The following is a 17490-nucleotide window of genomic DNA, read 5'->3' as shown; positions in this document are numbered from 1 at the left end:
GACGGCATGAGTGCGTTTCGCCAAAGTGTGGAAGCCATGATCCCGGCGTTGCGCCGCTACGCCCGCGCGCTCACGCGCGAGGCGGATGCGGCCGACGATCTGGTGCAGGATACGTTGGTGCGGGCGCTGCGTTCGGAGCGCCTGTTCCTCGGGGGTGACGTCAGGAGCTGGCTGTACACGATCCTGACCAACCTCAACAAGAACCGGCGGCGCTCGCTGGCAAGGCGTCCGCAATTCATGCAGCTGACGGAGAACAACCCGGATGCCAGCGGGACCGAAGCCGAAGGACGTGACATCGAGAAGGCGCTGGCGACGCTGGTCGAGGAGCAGCGCTCGGTGCTGCTCCTGGTGATGCTGGAGGGCATGAGCTACCGCGAGGTCGCCGACATCCAGGGCGTGCCGATCGGCACCGTGATGTCGCGCCTGGCCCGCGCCCGTGCCCACGTTAAAGCCTCGCTGGAGGGCGAGCGCCCGGCGCTCAGGCGGGTGAAATGATGATGGCAGGGTTGATGCATTGCGCATGGCGCTTCCCACGCATGGAGTGGGACGCGGCGCAGTTGAATCACGAAAGACATTTTGGGCCGCAGAGCCAGAGACGACCGATATGAACGACCGCAAGATCCCAGTGACCGAAGACGAGCTGCACGCCTATGTCGACGGCGAGTTGCCGGCCGAGCGCCGCGCCGACGTCGAGGCCTGGCTTGCCGCCCAGCCTGACGATGCCGAACGCGTGCAGTCGTGGCGCGCCATGGCCGAGATGCTGCACGCCCGCTATGATTCCGTCGCCCAGGAGCCGGTGCCGGCGCGGCTTGAGCTCGAGCGGCTGGAACGCCGCCCGCGGCACTGGCTCTATGGCGCCGCCGCGGCCGTGCTGGTTGCCTTCGTCACCGGCGGCACTGCCGGCTGGCTGGCGCATGGCGCCGCCAACGCACCATCGACCTTCCAGAGCTTCACGACGGACGCGCTCGACGCCCACCGCCTCTATGTCGTCGAGGTTCGCCACCCCGTCGAAGTCGGCGGCAACGAGCGCGACCACCTCCAGGCGTGGCTCACCAGGCGCTGCGGCTGGACCGTGTTCGCGCCGAACCTGGAGGCGAGCGGGCTGAAGCTGGTCGGCGGCCGGCTCCTGCCGGGGCCGAACGGTCCGGCGTCGTTCCTGATGTATGAGGGCGCCTCGGGCGAGCGATACACGATCTACACCGCCAAAACCGAGAACGGCGCGACGCAGATGCGGTACGCCAGGACGGACAAGGACGGCGCGCTGTTCTGGGCCGAGCGCGGCGTCGGCTACGTCGTCAGCGGCGGCGGCGATCGCGACCGGCTGACCAAGGTGGCGCAGGCCGTGTACGACCAGGCCGAGAAAAACGGTACCTAGACAACCACACAAACGCGGTGCCTCGATTCCGACATTGAAAATTTGGAATCAAGACATCGGCGCGTCTCATTATCGCACCGGATGATCACGCGAAAATGAGCAGCGTTCGATCCGCCGATCGACGCGGGCGGCCTCGATTGGGGTTTTTGGTACCGCGCTGGTCCCCCTCTCGAGGCCGCACCTTTTTATCGGCTGCCCCGCCGGACAACCGACACGTCGAGCGTCGAAGCGCTACCACGCTTCACCTGTATGATGAGCATCATCTGCAGGGAGGATGCTCTAGACCTTAGGAGAACCCCTTCAGTTCAGATCTCGCCCTAAAGCGCGATAGCCCGCGCCTTAGCTCTTTGTTTGCGCATGATCTTTTCACAAAACCGCTACGCGCTTTTGCGGATCATGCATCAGCCAAGCCCGCTACGTGGATTGTAGGGGTGTTGGTCCCGCCACTTCTCCATCAATGCTTCAAGCTCGGCGTCGTTCCCGTCCGGTAGCATAATCCTGATGGTGACGAAGAGATCCCCGGTTCCGCCGGCTTTTGGCAATCCCTTGCCCTTGAGGCGGAAGGTCCGGCCGCTGGAGGTGTTCTTCGGGACCGATAATTCCACGGCATTGCCGAGAGTGGGCACGCGGACCTTGCCGCCGAGCACCGCCTCATAGAGCGTGACCGGCAGGTCGATCCTGAGGTCGGCGCCTTCGACCTTGAAGAAGGGGTGCGGCGCAATGCTGATGGTGATCAGAAGATCGCCCGGCGGATGGCCCTGAGCGCTTTCGCCCTGCCCCCGGAGCCGAATCTGCTGGCCCTCGGTAACACCGGCCGGAATCTTGACGTTGAGCTCCTTGCCCGTCGGCAGCCGGACGCGCTTCTCTCCGCCCTGCACCGACTCTTCCAGCGAGACGGTCATGGCGACATTCAGGTCGAGATCAACCCCGATCCCGCCAGTGTCGAATTCGAACTGCCCGGCGCCACCGGCCCCGGGCCGCGCGCCGCGCGCACCGCCGAACATGCTGTTGAGGATGTCCTCGAACGCGCCAGCCCCCTGACCGGGGCCAGCGCCGCCACCGCGGAACGTGTAGCTTTCGAACCCGCCGGGACCCGCGCGACCGCGTGGCCCGCCGCCGCCCGGAAAGCCCTGAAAGCGCGGCTTGCCGTCGGCGTCGATCTCGCCGCGGTCGAACTGCTTGCGCTTGTCCTCGTCGCCGATGATCTCGTTTGCCGAATTGATCTCGGAGAAGCGCTCTGCGGCCTTCGGGTCATCCTTGTTGCTGTCGGGATGATGCTTCTTGGCAAGCTTGCGATAGGCGCTCTTGATCGCGGCAGCGTTGGCGCTCCGCGGCACCCCCAAGATCTCATAGGGGTCGCGCATCCGTCACGTCTCCTCTCGGGAAATCGATATGTTCAAAGGGCTCCCCGCCCCATCTGAGCCTCATGTGGGGGCGAGTGGCATTTTTGCAACTAGTCTTCGGGGCTGATTCTCTACCTCTGGAGCACGATCTTATCGAAAAACCGGTTCCCGCTTTTCGCGAACGCGGCCCTTCGGGTCCGGATCATGCTCAGCTCCGCCATGGCTTTAGCGTATGAATCTCCCAACGGCCACGGGTGCTTTGGCAGCCGGCGCCCTGGAGCCAGCTTTCGGTGCGGCCGTTGACGTAGCTCGCCAGGAAATCGCGGCACTTGCGGCCGTCCTCGGCGGCATAGGATTGCGCGATCGGCGTAACCGAACCGCGCGCCCCGGTCTCCGGATTCTCCCAATGCTGGCTGGAATCCTTGTCGCCCTTGCTGAGGACGTCGGAGGCGGCGTTTCGGGCGAAGGCGAGATCGGTCTCGGTGGGGGCCGCCTCCTTCGCCGGCATCGCGATCGAGCCGGTGAGGTCGCTGTCGTCGGCCTTGGCGTAGGCACTCGTGTCATTGCGCGAAAAGCTGCAGCCGCTGGTGCCGAGCCCGATCAGAACGACGGTCATGACGAAGCCGGACGGCCGGATCGCCGATAGGCCAACGCGTCCCCATGCCCTATATAGGGCGGAAGCGGACAACAACGCGTTTTGGGCCGCAGGACGCAACTCGGACTCCAGACATGACCGACACGACTTCGATGAAACACCAGACACCCTTAACATCCGGTGATTTCACCGCCGCCGACGAGCCGTTTGCGCTGTTCGAGGCCTGGCTGAACGAGGCCATCAAGAACGAGCCGAACGATCCGAACGCGATGGCGCTCGCAACCGTCGACCCGGAAGGGCTTCCGGACGCGCGAATGGTGCTGATGAAGGGCTTCGATACCGATGGTTTCGTCTTCTACAGCCACATCGCGAGCCAGAAGGGCCGCGAACTCGCCGCAAATCCTAAGGCGGCGTTACTTTTTCACTGGAAGTCGCTGCGCCGTCAGGTCCGCATCCGCGGCAACGTGACGCCGGTGACCGACGCCGAGGCCGACGCCTATTTTGCGACCCGCCCCAAGCAGGCGCAGATCGGCGCCTGGGCGAGCAAGCAGTCGCAGGAGCTGGAAAGCCGCTTCGCCTTCGAGCAGGCCATCGCCAAGGTCGCGGCCAAGCACGTCATCGGCGAGGTGCCGCGTCCGCCGGGCTGGAGCGGCTGGCGCATCACGCCGGCGCGCATCGAGTTCTGGCACGACCGCCCATTTCGCCTGCACGACCGCATCGAATTTCGCCGTGACGCGGCCGGCGAGCCGTGGTCCAAGACGCGGATGTATCCCTAGAGCTTTGGCCGATCTGAAAGATGTCCATGCCGCATTCGTCCAATGCGCCGCGCCGCACGCTGCTCCTGACCGGAGCGAGCCGCGGCATCGGCCACGCCACCGTGATCCGCTTCTCGTCGGCGGGCTGGCGCGTCATCACCTGCTCGCGGCATCCGTTCCCGGAGGATTGCCCGTGGGACGCAGGCCCCGAGGATCACATCCAGGTCGACCTTGCCACCCCCGCCGATACCACGCGTGCGATCTCCGACATCCGCGACCGCCTCGAAGGCGGCATGCTCCATGCGCTCGTCAACAACGCCGCGATCTCGCCAAAGGGCCCTGGAGGCTCAAGGCTCGGCTCGGTCGACACCGATCTCGATACCTGGACGCACGTGTTCAACGTCAACTTCTTCGCGCCGATCATGATGGCGCGGGGGCTGATCGAGGAATTGAAGGCGGCCAAGGGCTCGGTCGTGAACGTCACCTCGATCGCGGGCTCGCGGGTGCATCCCTTCGCAGGCGCGGCCTATGCGACCTCCAAAGCCGCGCTGGCATCCCTGACGCGCGAGATGGCCTCGGATTTCGGCCGGGTCGGCGTGCGCGTCAACGCGATCGCGCCGGGCGAGATCGACACCTCGATCCTGTCGCCGGGCACTGAGAAGATCGTCGAGCAGCAGATCCCGATGCACCGCCTCGGTACGCCCGACGAGGTCGCCAAGATCATCTACGTGCTGTGCACGGACACCAGTTCGTACGTCAACGGCGCCGAGATCCACATCAACGGCGGCCAGCACGTGTAGGTGCGCGTCATTGCGAGCGAAAGCGAAGCAATCCAGACTGCCTCCACGGAGACGGTCTGGATCGCTTCGTCGCTGCCGCCTTCGCTCCTCGAGTTACGGCAGACAAGTCGCTCCTCGCAATGAGAGAATTGGAAGTGCTCAGGGAAGCAAGGCGATCCAGACAACGCCGCCGCAAGACCTGGATCGCCCGCCCTTCTTTCCGTTGCTCAGTCGATTCGAATCCGACGCGACCGATCGCGCAGCCGGGGAGCTGCGGCATTAAATGCAGTCGAGCAGTCGTCGTCATTCTCACCGTCGAGCAGCGGAGCACCACAGTGCCGGCACATGCGTGCCGACATCGACGCCGCCTTGCCGCTCGCCAGGACCTGACGATAGTTCGCCAGATCAATGACGTTGCGGAGCGACGTTATGTGTTTTTCAACCATGGCTGTTCCTCGCGGCTAACCCACTGCTTATCGCAGACAAGTTTCGCGCAAACGTTCAGCCCACTGCTCAAATTTTACGAGAGGAATTGGGGCACTGCGCACACATCACCGCACGGCCTCAATCCCGCTCTATTCTGCGACACCAAGCACCGTGTCTCTACGACCGGCGTAAGGTCTCGGTAGCTATCTCCCGAGAGGGCTACGAGATCAGAGCCACTTCTTCCACTTGAAGATCCAGTACGGGACGATCGCCGCGATCAGCATCAGCACCAGCGCAAACGGATAGCCGTGCGCCCACTCGAGTTCCGGCATCGCCTTGAAGTTCATGCCGTAGATCGAGGCAATCAGCGTCGGCGGCATCAGGACGACGGCCATGACCGAAAACAGCTTGATGATGTTGTTCTGCTCGAGATTGACGACGCCGAGCATGGCGTCGAGCACAAAGGTGATCTTGCTGGAGAGATAGGAGGCGTGGTCGGTCAGCGAGGCGACGTCGCGCTGCATGGTCTTGAGCTGCTCGCGCATGTCCTTCGACCATTTCACGCCCTCCACCACCGCGGACAGGAACGTGACGACGCGGCCGATCGACACCAGGCTCTCGCGGACCTTCGAGGTGAGATCGCCCTTGCGGCCGATCGAGATCAGGATCTGGGAATATTGCTTGGCGTGGCCGTGGCGCTCGCTCTCGGGCTCGAAGATGTCGTGGCTGACCTGGTCGATGTCGGCGCCGCATTTCTCCAGAATGTCGGCGCAGCGGTCGATCACGGCGTCCAGCAGTTCCACCAGCACCATCTCGCCGGTGATCGTGGGCACGCACGAACGGGCAAGCTTGGCCTCGACCAGGGCGAAGGGCTTCGGCAGATCGTAGCGCACCGTCACCAGCCGATGGTCGCCCAGAATGAAGGTTACCGCCGTGGTCCGGGGCATGTCGGTATCGGAGTGGCACATCAGCGTCGCAGTCATGTAGCGCGCGCTGTTCTCGATATAGAGGCGGCTGGAGATCTCGATCTCCTGCATGTCTTCCCGGGTCGGGATCGCGATACCCGCGAGCCGCTCAACGGCCTTGTCCTCGGCCGCGGTCGGATTGACCAGGTCGATCCAGACCGCCGCCTCCGGTAGTGCCGCGAGATCGTCGACGACCGCCTTCTTGAGGGAGCCCTCGGAGGGAAGAAACACAGAAAACATGCACAACTCCAGCAGGGCCTGCGACAGAATGACAGCCCTTAGCGCGATTCTGACAAGTTCATGATGACAAGCACATTAACGGAGCGTTTGCATTTGTGGCGGCGCCGTGGCCCGACCGTGGCATGGAATCGACAGTTCGGCATCCTTTGTCCAAAAGCGAGCTCTGGGGTGCAAAACTTGCGGCAAAAAAGCCACAGCTAGGGGCTCGCAGTGCGGGAGAAGGTCCGAAACGCTGGAATTGTGGCAGATTTCAACGATAATGGGGGTCAACGGAATCGTGGAATTTGGGCTTGGCTCAAGCCCCGCGAAAGCTTGTTGTTTTCGATTGGAATCAGATCATGTCGTCGCTGAAAGTTATGCTGGGTATTTTGGCCGCTGGCCTGATGCTGTCGGGCTGCATGCAGGCCACGCATTTTGAGGCGACCGACACCAAGGCCTTCAAGCCGAAGGACAAGGAACTCCTTGCCAAGGTTCGGTACGAGAACACCCCGGTCGCTGAGCCGTTCCGCCGCGCTATCGTCGATTACCATCGCAAGGAAGCGCCGGGCTCGATCGTGGTCGATTCCGACAATCACTATCTCTACTACGTGATGGATGGCGGCAAGGCGATCCGTTACGGCATTACCGTCGGCGAAGAGGCAATGGCCTGGTCCGGCATTGCCAAGGTCGGCAGCATGACCGAGTGGCCGGCCTGGCACCCGACCCCCGGCGAGATTTCGCGCCTGGGCGTGCCCACCTTCGTCGCGCCCGGTCCGGACAATCCGATGGGCTCGCGCGCCATGTATCTCTACTCGGGCGGCAAGGACACGCTGTTCCGCATTCACGGCACCAACCAGCCGGAATATATCGGCGCCTCGATCTCGTCGGGCTGCATCCGCCTGACCAACGAGGACGCAATCGACCTCTATAGCCGCGTCAAGGTCGGCACGATCGTGGTCGTGCTCGAGCCGAAGCACGGTGACTCCCCGTACAACTCGCGGCTAGCGCTGCAGGGCGGCGCCAGCCAAACGAGCCAATACTGATCGTCTCCCGATCTCCTGAATTGCAAAAGCGCCGGTTTTACCGGCGCTTTTTTGTTGCGGGCTTCTTGGATGCCGGGTTCGGTGCGGGAGGCGCGGGCTTCTCGGGCTCTTCGGCCTCATCCGCCTGGTCTTTGGCAGCCTCGGATTTGCCGTCCGCCTTGGCCGCGACCTCGCGCGGCGGGGCCTCTTCCGGCCGTTCCGCCGGCAGCAGCGGGGCGACCTGCGGCAGGGGGTCCCAGACGTTCCACTGGCAGATCCGGTAGTCGTTGCGCCGCTGGGCCAGATCGAGATGGATGTGATCCTCGTGGTACCAGTCCGAGCCGGGGCCGAGCACGGTCGTAAAACGCGAGCAGACCGAATGCAGCACGCGCTCGCGCACGTCGCGCGACAAGGTGCGGTCGGTCAGGCCGATCGACTGCCCGTTGACGAGCTTGATGGCGCGGACGTCGATGGCGTTGGCCTTGCCGTGCTCGGACAGTATCGCACCGGCGACGCGGTTGCGGCCTCGGCACTCGAAGCTGTCGAAATTGTCGAGATCGCTGATGGTCGAGCCGAGGCTCGCGGCCAGCGGCACCATGTCCTTGCGCACCCAATCGGCGATCGCTGACGCCATGGTGCAGCGGAGAATCGCCGCCGGCTTGACCGCCACCTTGCGCTTGTCCGGCAGCACGATGGCCTCCAGCCGCACCAGATCCTCGCCGCCGCAGGCGCCTGGACCGCGGATATCCGGGATCGAGGGCGCGACTGCGATGTCCTCGGTCAGCGCAAGGCGGCAGGCCGAGACCTGCTTCTCGGGCGGCGCCGCGGCCTCGGCGGGCTTGCTGGCGTTCGGCCTGTCGGGAGAAGGCTTGTCCGGGGAAGGCCTGTCCGGGGAAGGCTTGCCTTCGGCCTCCGGCGCGGCCTCGTCCGATGCTTTGGGGGCTTCCTCAGGGCGCGGTTTCGGTAGCGGGATCTTGGCGGAATGATGCGTCGCGCGCGGCCGTGGTGTACCAAGACCGAAGATATCCAGCGGACCAGCATATTTTCGCGCCTCCGCCCTCTCGGCGAGCACGAGCGACAGCCCCAGCGCGACGGTAACCATTGCCGCGCCGGCGGACATATAGCCGCGACAAGACCATTTGCGGCGAAAGTCCGGCAGGCTAAAACTCATGACAATTCTTTGGCCCAGCGCTGAGAGCGACAACCGCCCAGCGAATTCTCGGAGGAACGACGGAATGCTTGGTTTGATGCAAGATTGGCCCCTGCTCTGCCACCGTATCATCGAACACGCCGCCAGGATTCATGGCAAGCAGGAGGTCGTCACGCGATCGGTCGAGGGGCCGATCCATCGCACCACCTATGGCGACATCCACAAGCGCGCGCTCAAGGTCTCGCAGATGCTGGAGCGCGACGGCATCAAGCTCGGCGACCGTGTCGCAACGATCGCCTGGAACACCTGGCGCCATCTCGAGGCGTGGTACGGCATCATGGGGATCGGCGCCATCTGCCATACCGTCAATCCCCGCCTTTTCCCCGAGCAGATCGCCTGGATCATCAACCATGCGCAGGACCGCATCGTGATGACCGACATCACCTTCGTTCCGGTCCTTGAGAAGATCGCCGACAAGCTGGGAAGCGTGGAACGCTACGTCGTGCTCACCGACAAGGCGCACATGCCGCAGACGACGCTGAAGAATGTGGTCGCCTACGAGGACTGGATTGCGGAGGCCGACGGCCAATTCAAATGGAAGGATTTTGACGAGAACACGGCAGCCGCGATGTGCTACACGTCCGGCACCACGGGCGATCCGAAGGGCGTGCTGTATTCGCATCGCTCCAACGTGCTGCACGCGCTGATGGCGAACAATGTCGACGCGCTCGGCACCAGCGCCTCCGAGACCATGCTGCCGGTGGTGCCGCTGTTCCACGCCAACAGCTGGGGCATCGCCTTCTCCGCGCCGTCGCAGGGCACCAAGCTGGTGATGCCCGGCGCCAAGCTCGACGGCGCCTCGGTCTATGAGCTGCTCTCGACCGAGAAGGTGACGCACACCGCCGGCGTTCCGACGGTGTGGCTGATGCTGCTCCAGCACATGACCGCCAACAATCTGAAGCTGCCGGACCTGAAGATGGTGATCTGCGGCGGCTCGGCGATGCCGCGCTCGATGATCAAGGCCTTCCTCGACATGGGCGCGAACGTGCGCCACGCCTGGGGCATGACCGAGATGAGCCCGATCGGCAGCGTGGCGGCGCTGAAGCCGCCGTTCCAGAATGCCACCGGCGAGGCGCGGCTGGACGTGCTGCAGATGCAGGGCTACGCGCCGTTCGCGGTGGAGATGAAAATCACCGACGATGCCGGCAAGGAGCTGCCGTGGGACGGCAAGACCTTTGGCCGTCTCAAGGTCTCCGGCCCGGCCGTCGCCAAGGCCTATTACCGCGTTGACACCAACATTCTCGACGAGGACGGCTTCTTCGACACCGGCGACGTCTCGACCATCGACGAGGCCGGCTACATGCGGATCACCGACCGCTCCAAGGACGTCATCAAGTCCGGCGGCGAGTGGATTTCCTCGATCGACCTCGAAAACCTCGCGGTCGGCCACCCCGCCGTGGCGGAGGCCGCCGTGATCGGCGTGTTCCATCCCAAATGGGACGAGCGGCCGCTCCTGATCGTGCAGCTCAAGCAGGGCCAGCAGGCCAGCCGCGAGGACATCCTGAAGTTCATGGACGGCAAGATCGCCAAATGGTGGATGCCGGACGACGTCGCCTTCGTCGACGGCATCCCGCACACCGCCACCGGCAAGATTCTGAAGACGGCGCTGCGCGACCAGTTCAAGGATTATCGCTTTCCCAACGCGGCGGCATAGGTAGACCGTCACAGGCGCCATGCCCGGGCTCGTCCCGGGCATCCGCGTCTCGGCTGCAGAAAGGCGTGGAAGGCCGGGCCAAGCCCGGCCATGACGGTCCGGACGCCTGCGGAACGCTTGAATTTACGGCCGGGGCGTGGTCTCAACGGCCCATCGTCGCGCCAGATCGGCCGGCACCGCGCCCCAAGACTTCGGCAGAGCTCACCCGATGGCCCGCAGGTTTTCCGCTCCCTATCAGTCGGAGCCCGTGTCCAGCCTCGCAAGTTGGGCGCGCAATCTGGCCGTGTTCGCAGTCGTGGCGGTGGTGGTCTCGATCCTCATCCTCCGCTTCGGCTTCCTGGAGATGAAGCCGGCGCTGGCGACCTTCTTCGGCGGGCTTGGGATCGCCGCGCTCTCGATCCTGTTCGGGCTCGCCGGTTTTGCCGCAATCTGGCAGAACGGCTCGCGCGGCATGGCGCGCATCCTGCTTGCCTTCCTTATCGACGCAGCGATCCTCGGCTATCCCGCTTATCTCGGCCTGCAATACCGCAAGCTGCCGGCGATCCACGACATCACCACGGACCCGATCGACCCGCCGCGGTTCGATGCGCTGGCGCGTCTGCGTACCGGCGACGGCACCAACACGGCCGTCTATGCCGGCCTCTATTCGGCCGAGCAGCAGCGCCAGTTCTATCCTGATATCGAGCCGATTGAGCTCGAGATTTCCGTCGACCGCGCCTATGCGATCGCACTTCAGCTCGTCAACAAGCGCAAATGGCTTGTCATCGACGAGCGCGCGCCGCAGCCGCCGCGCCGCATCGGCCGCATCGAGGCGGTGGCGCGCTCGCCGATCATGGGATTCCGCGAGGACATCGCGATCCGCGTCGTGCCCGACGGCGACGATTCCCGCGTCGATATCCGCTCCGCCTCGCGCTATTTCGAGAGCGACCTCGGCAGCAACGCCGCGCGCGTGAAAAAATTCATCGACGATCTCAACACCGCAGCCGATGCCGACGCGCTCAAGCCGGTGAAGAAGACGCCGGTGATCCCGCCGAAGGCGCCGGCGAAGACGGTCAAGAAGTGACCGTGAGCTAGGCGTTCGCCATCCGGTACGTCCCGCCAATCACGGGATCGCCATCCGTCGCCACCACGCCGCGGGCGACGAGATCCTCCAGATGCGCCAGCACGGAATAGCCGGCGGCGGTCGTCAGCCTGGGATCGATGCCGATATAGATCGCGCGGACCATGGTCGGGATGTCGGTCTCACCCTTGGCAAGGCGATGCAGGATCGAGGATTCGCGCGCTTTGCGGTGACGGATCAGGAAGCGCACGAAACGCGGCCCGTCCGGGATCTCGGGGCCGTGGCCGGAGAAATACAGATCCTCCTCGCGTGCGGCCAGGCGGTCGAGCGAGGCCATGTAGTCGATCATCGAGCCGTCGGGAGGCGCCACGATCGAAGTCGACCAGCCCATCACGTGATCGCCGACGAAGTTGAACTTTCGCTCGGGCCAGGCGAATGCAAGATGGTTGGCGGTGTGGCCGGGCGTTGCCACGGCCTCCAGACGCCAGCCGTCGCCTTCAACGACGTCGCCATCGGCGATCCTGATATCGGGCGCGAAGTCGCGGTCGACGCCGGATTCCGGATTGTGCTTCTCGCTCTCGAAGCGCGGGCGCGAGGCGCGGTGCGGGCCTTCGGCATAAACCGGCGCGCCGGTCGCCTGCTTGATCCGCGCGGTGTTCGGCGAATGGTCGCGGTGGGTGTGGGTGACGAAGATATGGCTCACCGTCTCGCCGCGCACGGCATCGAGCAGCGCCGCGGCATGCGCCTCGTCGTTCGGACCGGGATCGATGATCGCGACGTTGCCCTGGCCTACGATGTAGCTGACCGTGCCGGTGAAGGTGAACGGGCTCGGATTGTTACAGAGCACGCGCCGCACGCCGGGTCGGACTTCCTCGACGCTTCCGGCTTTGAGTGGAAAGTTGCGGTTGAACGGGACGTCGTCGTTGTCGGACATGGGACTTCCTGTGCACTACGGTCCCACCCCTCGCCGTCATACCCCCCGCGAAGGCGGGGTATCCATTACGCCGCGGCGCCGGTGGCGAAGGCGAGGTCTCTGGGATGCTGGATCGCCCGCTCCGGTGCGCAACTGCGCACAAGGCGGGCGATGACAGCTGAGCAATCAGAAAAACGCCTGAATACCCGTTATCGCGCGGCCCAGGATCAGGGCGTGGACGTCGTGGGTGCCCTCATAGGTGTTGACCGTCTCGAGATTATGGACGTGGCGCATCACGTGGTATTCGATCGAGATGCCGTTGCCGCCGTGCATGTCGCGCGCGACGCGGGCGATGTCGAGCGCCTTGCCGCAATTGTTGCGCTTCATGATCGAGATCATCTCCGGGGCGAACTTGCCCTCGTCCATCAGGCGGCCGACGCGAAGCGAGCCCTGGAGCCCCAGCGCGATCTCGGTCTCCATGTCGGCGAGCTTCTTCTGCACGAGCTGGGTCGCGGCGAGCGGCTTGCCGAACTGCTTGCGATCGAGCGTGTACTGGCGGGCGCGGTGCATGCAGTCCTCGGCCGCGCCGAGCGCGCCCCAGGAGATGCCGTAGCGGGCGCGGTTGAGGCAGCCGAACGGACCCTTGAGGCCGGAGACGTTGGGCAGCAGCGCGTCCTCGGGGACCACGACGCCGTCCATCACGACTTCGCCGGTGATGGAGGCGCGCAAGCTGAGCTTGCCGCCGATCTTCGGCGCGGACAGGCCCTTCATGCCCTTCTCCAGCACGAAGCCGCGGATCTGGTTGTCGTGGGCGGCCGATTTGGCCCAGACCACGAACACGTCGGCGATCGGCGCATTCGAGATCCACATCTTGCTGCCGGTCAGGCGATAGCCGTCGGAAACCTTCTCAGCGCGGGTTTTCATGCCGGCCGGATCGGAGCCGGCGTCAGGCTCGGTCAGGCCGAAGCAGCCGACCCATTCGCCGCTGGCGAGCTTGGGCAGGTACTTCTTGCGCTGGTTCTCGTCGCCATAGGCGTAGATCGGGTACATCACCAGCGAGGACTGCACCGAGTTCATCGAACGATAGCCGGAATCGACCCGCTCGATCTCGCGCGCGACGAGGCCATAGGCGACGTAGCTCGCATTGGCGCAGCCATACTCCTCAGGCAGGGTGATGCCGATCAGGCCGAGCTCACCCATCTCGTTGAAGATCTCGCGATCGGTCGTCTCTTCGAGATAGGCCTTGGCGACGCGCGGCATCAGCTTGTCCTGGGCATAGGCGCGAGCGGTGTCGCGCACCATGCGCTCGTCTTCGGTGAGCTGCTCGTCGAGCAGGAACGGATCGTCCCATTGAAAAGAAGCCGCAGCCGGCTTGTCCTTGGCCTGAGGGCGCACGCTCATGAAACGTCCTTTCGTCTGGTTCCGTCGAAATTTGCCCGACAAAGTAAAGCGCCGCGGCAACAAGTGCAATTGCGTTGCAGATGTATGGGTCTGCGTGAATCCCGGGGACGCAGGTCGCGCCGGAGCATGACAGCGCTAGCTTTCGAGCTGCTCGTTGGCGACGATCTCGATGCCGAAGCCCGACAGGCCCTTGTAGTCGTGCACCGATGAGGTGAGATGCCGGATCGAGGTGACGCCGAGATCGCGCAGGATCTGCGCGCCCACACCGACCTCGCGCCACTGGCGGTTGCGGTCGGCCTCGGTCGCGCTCTCATCGGGCAGCGGCGCCACGGGGACGCCGGCTGCGCCGTCGCGCAGGTAAACCAGCACGCCACGGCCGGATTTCTTGAATTGCTCGAGCACCGCCGCCATGCGCTTGTGGCCGGTAAACGTGTCCTTGACGATGTTGGGCTTGTGGAAGCGCGTCAGCACGTTCTTGCCGTCTCCGACGCCGTTATAGACGAAGGCGACGTGGGCGATGGAATCGAACGGCGAACGGTAGGCATAGCCCTGCAGCGGGCCGATCGGGCTCTCGGTGACGAAGGTCGCCACCCGCTCGATCAGCTTCTCGCGCGCCTGGCGGTAGGCGATCATGTCGGCGATGGTGACGTGCTTGAGCTTGTGCTGGGCGGCGAAGCGGGCGACCTGCTCGCCCTTCATCACGCTGCCGTCGTCGTTCATCAGCTCGCTGATGACGCCGACCGGCGGCAGGCCGGAGAGCTTGCACAGGTCGACCGCGGCCTCGGTATGGCCGGAGCGCAGGAGCACGCCACCGTCCTTGGCGATCAACGGGAAGATGTGGCCGGGACGGGCGAAGTCGTTGGCGCCGGCATTGGGATTGGACAGCGCGCGGCAGCACGAGGCGCGCTCCTCGGCGGAGATACCGGTGCCGCCGTCGGGCTTGTAGTCGATCGAGACCGTGAACGCGGTGGTGTGCGCGGAATCGTTGTGGGCGACCATCGGATCGAGCCGCAGCCGGCGCGCGTCCTCGGTGGTCACAGGGGCGCAGACGATGCCGGAGGTGTGGCGGATGATGAACGCCATCTTCTCGGCGGTGCAGAGCGACGCGGCGACGATCAGATCGCCCTCGCCCTCGCGGTCCTCGTCGTCAGTGACGACCACGAGCTCACCCCGGGCAAAGGCCTGCAAGACTTCCTGAACGCTATCGGGCATTTCCCAATCTCTATCGGTTATGGCCCGGAGGCTTAGCCGGACTTGGGCCGGGGCGCTAGTGTCCTGGACGCAACCGCATATGCCCGATGGCGACCCGGTCAGAGGGTTTCAGGCGTGCACCGCTGAAGGCTTGCACCGAAGATACCAGGGATTTGGGAGCAAATAGCCCGGGAGGAAGGCCGCCGGACACCGTCAGGGCAGCACTTCGCGCCGCTCGCCGAGCCGCTGATCGAGCTCGGCGCGCTTGTCGGCCAGCAGGCCGGCCTGGGCCGCCTCGATCACCGTGAACAACTCATGGGCGTCGCTGAGCCGGGTCACGGTGACGTAGCTGGCGCCGGCCGCGTAGAGTTCGTCCACATCCGACAAGAGATCGGCGGTGGCAACGATCATGGCGGTCGGGTTGAGGGTGCGGACGTGGCGGACCAGCTTCTCGTTGCTGGCGCCCTTCAGAAGCGCATCCGGCACGCTGAGGATGATCATCTCGGACTTGCCGACGCCGGCATGGAGCAGCGTGTCGGCGCTGCTGATGTCGCCATAGATCACGTGCAGGCCGCGCGAAAGCAGCGTCTGGAACACATTGGGATTGAAGTCGATCACGGTGATCTGCTCGAGCAGCACCGGTGCTTGCCGTTCGATCTCGGCCAGCAGCGCGCTCGCCGCACGGAAAAAGCCGAGGATGACGATCCGGCGGGCCTCGCCGTGGCCGCCCTCGTGGCCGTCCTCACCGTGCGCGTGGCCGTCGTCGAGGTCCTTCAGACCGATGCGCTTCAAGGGGCCGATCGCCCAGCGGGTGATCTCGTCACTGCGGGTCATCACGAAGGTCGAGAGCACGGCCAGCACCACGAAGGCGAAGGAGGCCGCATTCGCCGTCTCGGCTGCGATGTGGTTGTCGGCAACGCCGGTCTGGATCACCACCAGCGAGAACTCGGATATCTGCGCGAGGTTCAGGGCCGGCAACAGGCTGGCGCGCAGGCCCTGCTTCATCAGATAGAGCGGGGCGAAGGTGGTGACGAGGCGGCTCAGCACCGTGAACGCCGCGATCATCAAGGCAAGTCCGATCACGGAGAGGCCTGGCACGGGAATGGTCATGCCGAGCGCGACGAAGAACAGCGTGATGAAGAAGTCGCGCAGCGTCGTGACCTTGGCGGTGACGTCGAGCGCATAGGGAAAGGTCGAGAGCGAGACGCCGGCGATCAGGGCGCCCATCTCGCGCGACAGCGACAGCCGCTCGGCCGTCTCGGCGACCAGGAAGCACCAGGCGAGCGCGCCGAGCAGGATCAGTTCGGGGCGGCGGGCGATCTGGTGAAACAGGCGCGGCAGCACGTAGCGGCTGACCAACAGCGCGGCGGCCACCAGCACCGCGACCCGGGCGATCGAGAGCAGGATGACGCTGATCTCGAGATTGGCAAGGCTCGGCTGCACCGCCAGGAAGAGAATGGCGAAGATGTCCTGGAGCACCAGTACGCCGAGCGTGATACGGCCGGGCAGCGTATCGAGCTCGCGCTTCTCGTACAGCACCTTGACGATGATGACCGTGCTCGACAGCGCGCAGGCGACGCAGAGATAGACCGCGTCGAACTGCCCCCCGCCGAGCGACAGACCGATGCCGGCGAAGAACAGCACCCCGAGCAGGCAGCCGCCGAGGAGCTGGCCGCCCGCCGCGAACAGGATCACCTTTCCGGCCCGCACGATCTTCTTCAGGTCGATCTCCAGGCCGATCATGAACAGCATGAAGATCAGGCCGAGCTCGGAGATGACGCTGATCGATTCCTGCGACTTGACCCAGCCGGCGCCGAATGGACCAATGCAGAAGCCGGCGATAAGATAGGCCAGGATCAGCGGCTGCCGGGAGAAATGGGCGAGCAAGCCCAGCATCCAGGCAAACAGAATACAGAGAGTGATGTCGCGAATGAGCTCGTGCATGCCAGATCGGTCCGTTTTGCCGCACCCTAGTGATCGAGTGCGGCGCGGCAAGCGAGCAATTCGTCACATGCGTTTGGCGTTCGCTGCCGCCGTGTTGATAGGCACGCTCGCATCCGTCTTGCCTGCGGCCGCGCAGTCCAAGGTCAATATCGAACAAAACTTTGCCGATTCGCTCACCGCACTGCCGAAGGAGGAACTCACGGTCTCCGGCGGGTTCTACGTGCCGGCCTATTCCAGCGTCGCGATGAGCCAGGGCAAGCTGCGTGTCGACTTCTCGGTGACCTTGAGCGTGCACAACGCCTCCGAGACCCAGCCTCTGGTGGTCAAACGCATCGCCTATTTCGACACGGCAGGCAAGCAGGTGGAGACCTACCTGAAGGGTCAGGTGGCGCTGAAGCCTCTGGCCACCGTCTCGATCTTCATTCCGACCGACGACGTTCGCGGCGGGACCGGAGCCAATTTCCTCGTCGACTGGGCCGCCGCGGGCGAGATCGCCGAGCCTGTTGTCGAGGCCTTGATGGTTGGCGGCGTCGCCAATGCACATTACGCTTTCATCAGCCAAGGCCGTCCGACCCGGACGGCCGGCAAGAAGTGAGGCGGCCGGCACGACAGAAGCAAGGCTGACCGGCGCAACGCCG

At 64.6% G+C, this 17490-nt stretch carries 17 protein-coding genes; 8 read left to right on the top strand and 9 right to left on the bottom strand.

All coding sequences use genetic code 11. The annotated features are described in order from the left end of the window. Nucleotides 1-6 precede the first annotated feature (6 nt). Together OC450_RS06280 and OC450_RS06275 are read left to right on the top strand one after the other, a co-directional pair. Nucleotides 7-495 carry a sigma-70 family RNA polymerase sigma factor gene (locus tag OC450_RS06280; RefSeq protein ID WP_211382502.1) on the top strand — a complete coding sequence of 163 codons (489 nt, stop codon included), beginning with the start codon at nt 7-9 and terminating at the stop codon, nt 493-495. Between the two features lie 109 nt (nt 496-604). Further along, nucleotides 605-1375, top strand: a complete 771-nt coding sequence (locus tag OC450_RS06275; protein WP_211382501.1) for an anti-sigma factor family protein — start codon at nt 605-607, stop codon at nt 1373-1375. Nucleotides 1376-1776: 401 nt separating this feature from the next. Here OC450_RS06275 and OC450_RS06270 read toward each other — a convergent pair whose 3' ends face one another. Together OC450_RS06270 and OC450_RS06265 are read right to left on the bottom strand one after the other, a co-directional pair. Then, entirely contained in the window at nt 1777-2739 is a 963-nt protein-coding gene (locus tag OC450_RS06270; RefSeq protein WP_211382500.1) for a DnaJ C-terminal domain-containing protein, read from the bottom strand. Between the two features lie 187 nt (nt 2740-2926). Next, on the bottom strand, nt 2927-3334 hold the full coding sequence (locus tag OC450_RS06265) for an RT0821/Lpp0805 family surface protein (RefSeq protein WP_211382499.1): 408 nt from the start codon (nt 3332-3334) through the stop codon (nt 2927-2929). 113 nt (nt 3335-3447) lie between these two features. Here OC450_RS06265 and pdxH point away from each other — a divergent pair, with 113 nt between their 5' ends. Further along, complete coding sequence (pdxH, locus tag OC450_RS06260; protein ID WP_262047466.1) at nt 3448-4089, top strand: pyridoxamine 5'-phosphate oxidase; 642 nt, start codon at nt 3448-3450, stop codon at nt 4087-4089. 26 nt (nt 4090-4115) lie between these two features. After that, a complete protein-coding gene (locus OC450_RS06255) occupies nt 4116-4868 on the top strand; it encodes an SDR family NAD(P)-dependent oxidoreductase (protein WP_211383509.1) in 753 nt (250 codons plus the stop codon). 206 nt (nt 4869-5074) lie between these two features. Here OC450_RS06255 and OC450_RS06250 read toward each other — a convergent pair whose 3' ends face one another. Continuing rightward, nucleotides 5075-5293, bottom strand: coding sequence for a hypothetical protein (locus tag OC450_RS06250; protein WP_211382497.1), 219 nt, complete (start codon nt 5291-5293; stop codon nt 5075-5077). 207 nt (nt 5294-5500) lie between these two features. Then, nucleotides 5501-6478, bottom strand: coding sequence for a magnesium transporter CorA family protein (locus OC450_RS06245; RefSeq protein ID WP_262047465.1), 978 nt, complete (start codon nt 6476-6478; stop codon nt 5501-5503). 338 nt (nt 6479-6816) lie between these two features. Here OC450_RS06245 and OC450_RS06240 point away from each other — a divergent pair, with 338 nt between their 5' ends. Further along, on the top strand, nt 6817-7500 hold the full coding sequence (locus OC450_RS06240; RefSeq protein ID WP_211382495.1) for a L,D-transpeptidase: 684 nt from the start codon (nt 6817-6819) through the stop codon (nt 7498-7500). Nucleotides 7501-7537: 37 nt separating this feature from the next. Here OC450_RS06240 and OC450_RS06235 read toward each other — a convergent pair whose 3' ends face one another. Beyond that, nucleotides 7538-8650: an extensin family protein gene (locus tag OC450_RS06235; protein ID WP_211382494.1), complete on the bottom strand. Its 1113-nt coding sequence runs from the start codon at nt 8648-8650 to the stop codon at nt 7538-7540. A 64-nt stretch (nt 8651-8714) separates the two neighbouring features. On the opposite strand from OC450_RS06235, the gene OC450_RS06230 reads away from it, so the two are divergent. Together OC450_RS06230 and OC450_RS06225 are read left to right on the top strand one after the other, a co-directional pair. Then, the gene (locus OC450_RS06230; RefSeq protein WP_211382493.1) at nt 8715-10343 is read left to right on the top strand and encodes a fatty-acid--CoA ligase; all 1629 of its coding nucleotides are present in this window, start codon (nt 8715-8717) and stop codon (nt 10341-10343) included. A gap of 208 nt (nt 10344-10551) precedes the next feature. Further along, the gene (locus tag OC450_RS06225) at nt 10552-11406 is read left to right on the top strand and encodes a DUF1499 domain-containing protein (protein WP_211382492.1); all 855 of its coding nucleotides are present in this window, start codon (nt 10552-10554) and stop codon (nt 11404-11406) included. Nucleotides 11407-11413: 7 nt separating this feature from the next. On the opposite strand, the gene OC450_RS06220 is transcribed toward OC450_RS06225, so the two are convergent. The 4 genes from OC450_RS06220 to OC450_RS06205 all read right to left on the bottom strand — a co-directional run bounded on the left by OC450_RS06220 (nt 11414) and on the right by OC450_RS06205 (nt 16852). After that, the gene (locus OC450_RS06220) at nt 11414-12337 is read right to left on the bottom strand and encodes an MBL fold metallo-hydrolase (RefSeq protein WP_211382491.1); all 924 of its coding nucleotides are present in this window, start codon (nt 12335-12337) and stop codon (nt 11414-11416) included. Between the two features lie 165 nt (nt 12338-12502). Next, entirely contained in the window at nt 12503-13717 is a 1215-nt protein-coding gene (locus OC450_RS06215) for an acyl-CoA dehydrogenase (protein ID WP_135177394.1), read from the bottom strand. A 135-nt stretch (nt 13718-13852) separates the two neighbouring features. Further along, complete coding sequence (gene ribB / locus OC450_RS06210) at nt 13853-14929, bottom strand: 3,4-dihydroxy-2-butanone-4-phosphate synthase (protein WP_211382490.1); 1077 nt, start codon at nt 14927-14929, stop codon at nt 13853-13855. Between the two features lie 192 nt (nt 14930-15121). Next, entirely contained in the window at nt 15122-16852 is a 1731-nt protein-coding gene (locus OC450_RS06205) for a cation:proton antiporter (protein WP_211382489.1), read from the bottom strand. A gap of 67 nt (nt 16853-16919) precedes the next feature. Between OC450_RS06205 and OC450_RS06200 the strand changes: the two genes are divergently transcribed. Beyond that, complete coding sequence (locus OC450_RS06200; protein ID WP_211383508.1) at nt 16920-17447, top strand: DUF3124 domain-containing protein; 528 nt, start codon at nt 16920-16922, stop codon at nt 17445-17447. Nucleotides 17448-17490 lie beyond the last annotated feature (43 nt).

This window comes from Bradyrhizobium sp. Bra78, assembly GCF_024519855.1.
Lineage (GTDB): Bacteria > Pseudomonadota > Alphaproteobacteria > Rhizobiales > Xanthobacteraceae > Bradyrhizobium > Bradyrhizobium japonicum_G.
Note: the sequence above shows the minus strand (reverse complement) of the source record. Positions and strands in the feature narration are given on the sequence as shown.

Coding starts and splice junctions, on each gene's coding strand:
- OC450_RS06215 (WP_135177394.1), bottom strand. CDS start 13,717: ATGAGCGTGCGCCCTCAGGCCAAGGACAAGCCGGCTGCGGCTTCTTTT.
- OC450_RS06240 (WP_211382495.1), top strand. CDS start 6,817: ATGTCGTCGCTGAAAGTTATGCTGGGTATTTTGGCCGCTGGCCTGATG.
- OC450_RS06270 (WP_211382500.1), bottom strand. CDS start 2,739: ATGCGCGACCCCTATGAGATCTTGGGGGTGCCGCGGAGCGCCAACGCT.
- OC450_RS06230 (WP_211382493.1), top strand. CDS start 8,715: ATGCTTGGTTTGATGCAAGATTGGCCCCTGCTCTGCCACCGTATCATC.
- OC450_RS06200 (WP_211383508.1), top strand. CDS start 16,920: ATGCGTTTGGCGTTCGCTGCCGCCGTGTTGATAGGCACGCTCGCATCC.
- OC450_RS06225 (WP_211382492.1), top strand. CDS start 10,552: ATGGCCCGCAGGTTTTCCGCTCCCTATCAGTCGGAGCCCGTGTCCAGC.
- OC450_RS06235 (WP_211382494.1), bottom strand. CDS start 8,650: ATGAGTTTTAGCCTGCCGGACTTTCGCCGCAAATGGTCTTGTCGCGGC.
- OC450_RS06220 (WP_211382491.1), bottom strand. CDS start 12,337: ATGTCCGACAACGACGACGTCCCGTTCAACCGCAACTTTCCACTCAAA.
- OC450_RS06275 (WP_211382501.1), top strand. CDS start 605: ATGAACGACCGCAAGATCCCAGTGACCGAAGACGAGCTGCACGCCTAT.
- OC450_RS06280 (WP_211382502.1), top strand. CDS start 7: ATGAGTGCGTTTCGCCAAAGTGTGGAAGCCATGATCCCGGCGTTGCGC.
- OC450_RS06265 (WP_211382499.1), bottom strand. CDS start 3,334: ATGACCGTCGTTCTGATCGGGCTCGGCACCAGCGGCTGCAGCTTTTCG.
- ribB (WP_211382490.1), bottom strand. CDS start 14,929: ATGCCCGATAGCGTTCAGGAAGTCTTGCAGGCCTTTGCCCGGGGTGAG.
- OC450_RS06250 (WP_211382497.1), bottom strand. CDS start 5,293: ATGGTTGAAAAACACATAACGTCGCTCCGCAACGTCATTGATCTGGCG.
- OC450_RS06205 (WP_211382489.1), bottom strand. CDS start 16,852: ATGCACGAGCTCATTCGCGACATCACTCTCTGTATTCTGTTTGCCTGG.
- OC450_RS06255 (WP_211383509.1), top strand. CDS start 4,116: ATGCCGCATTCGTCCAATGCGCCGCGCCGCACGCTGCTCCTGACCGGA.
- pdxH (WP_262047466.1), top strand. CDS start 3,448: ATGACCGACACGACTTCGATGAAACACCAGACACCCTTAACATCCGGT.
- OC450_RS06245 (WP_262047465.1), bottom strand. CDS start 6,478: ATGTTTTCTGTGTTTCTTCCCTCCGAGGGCTCCCTCAAGAAGGCGGTC.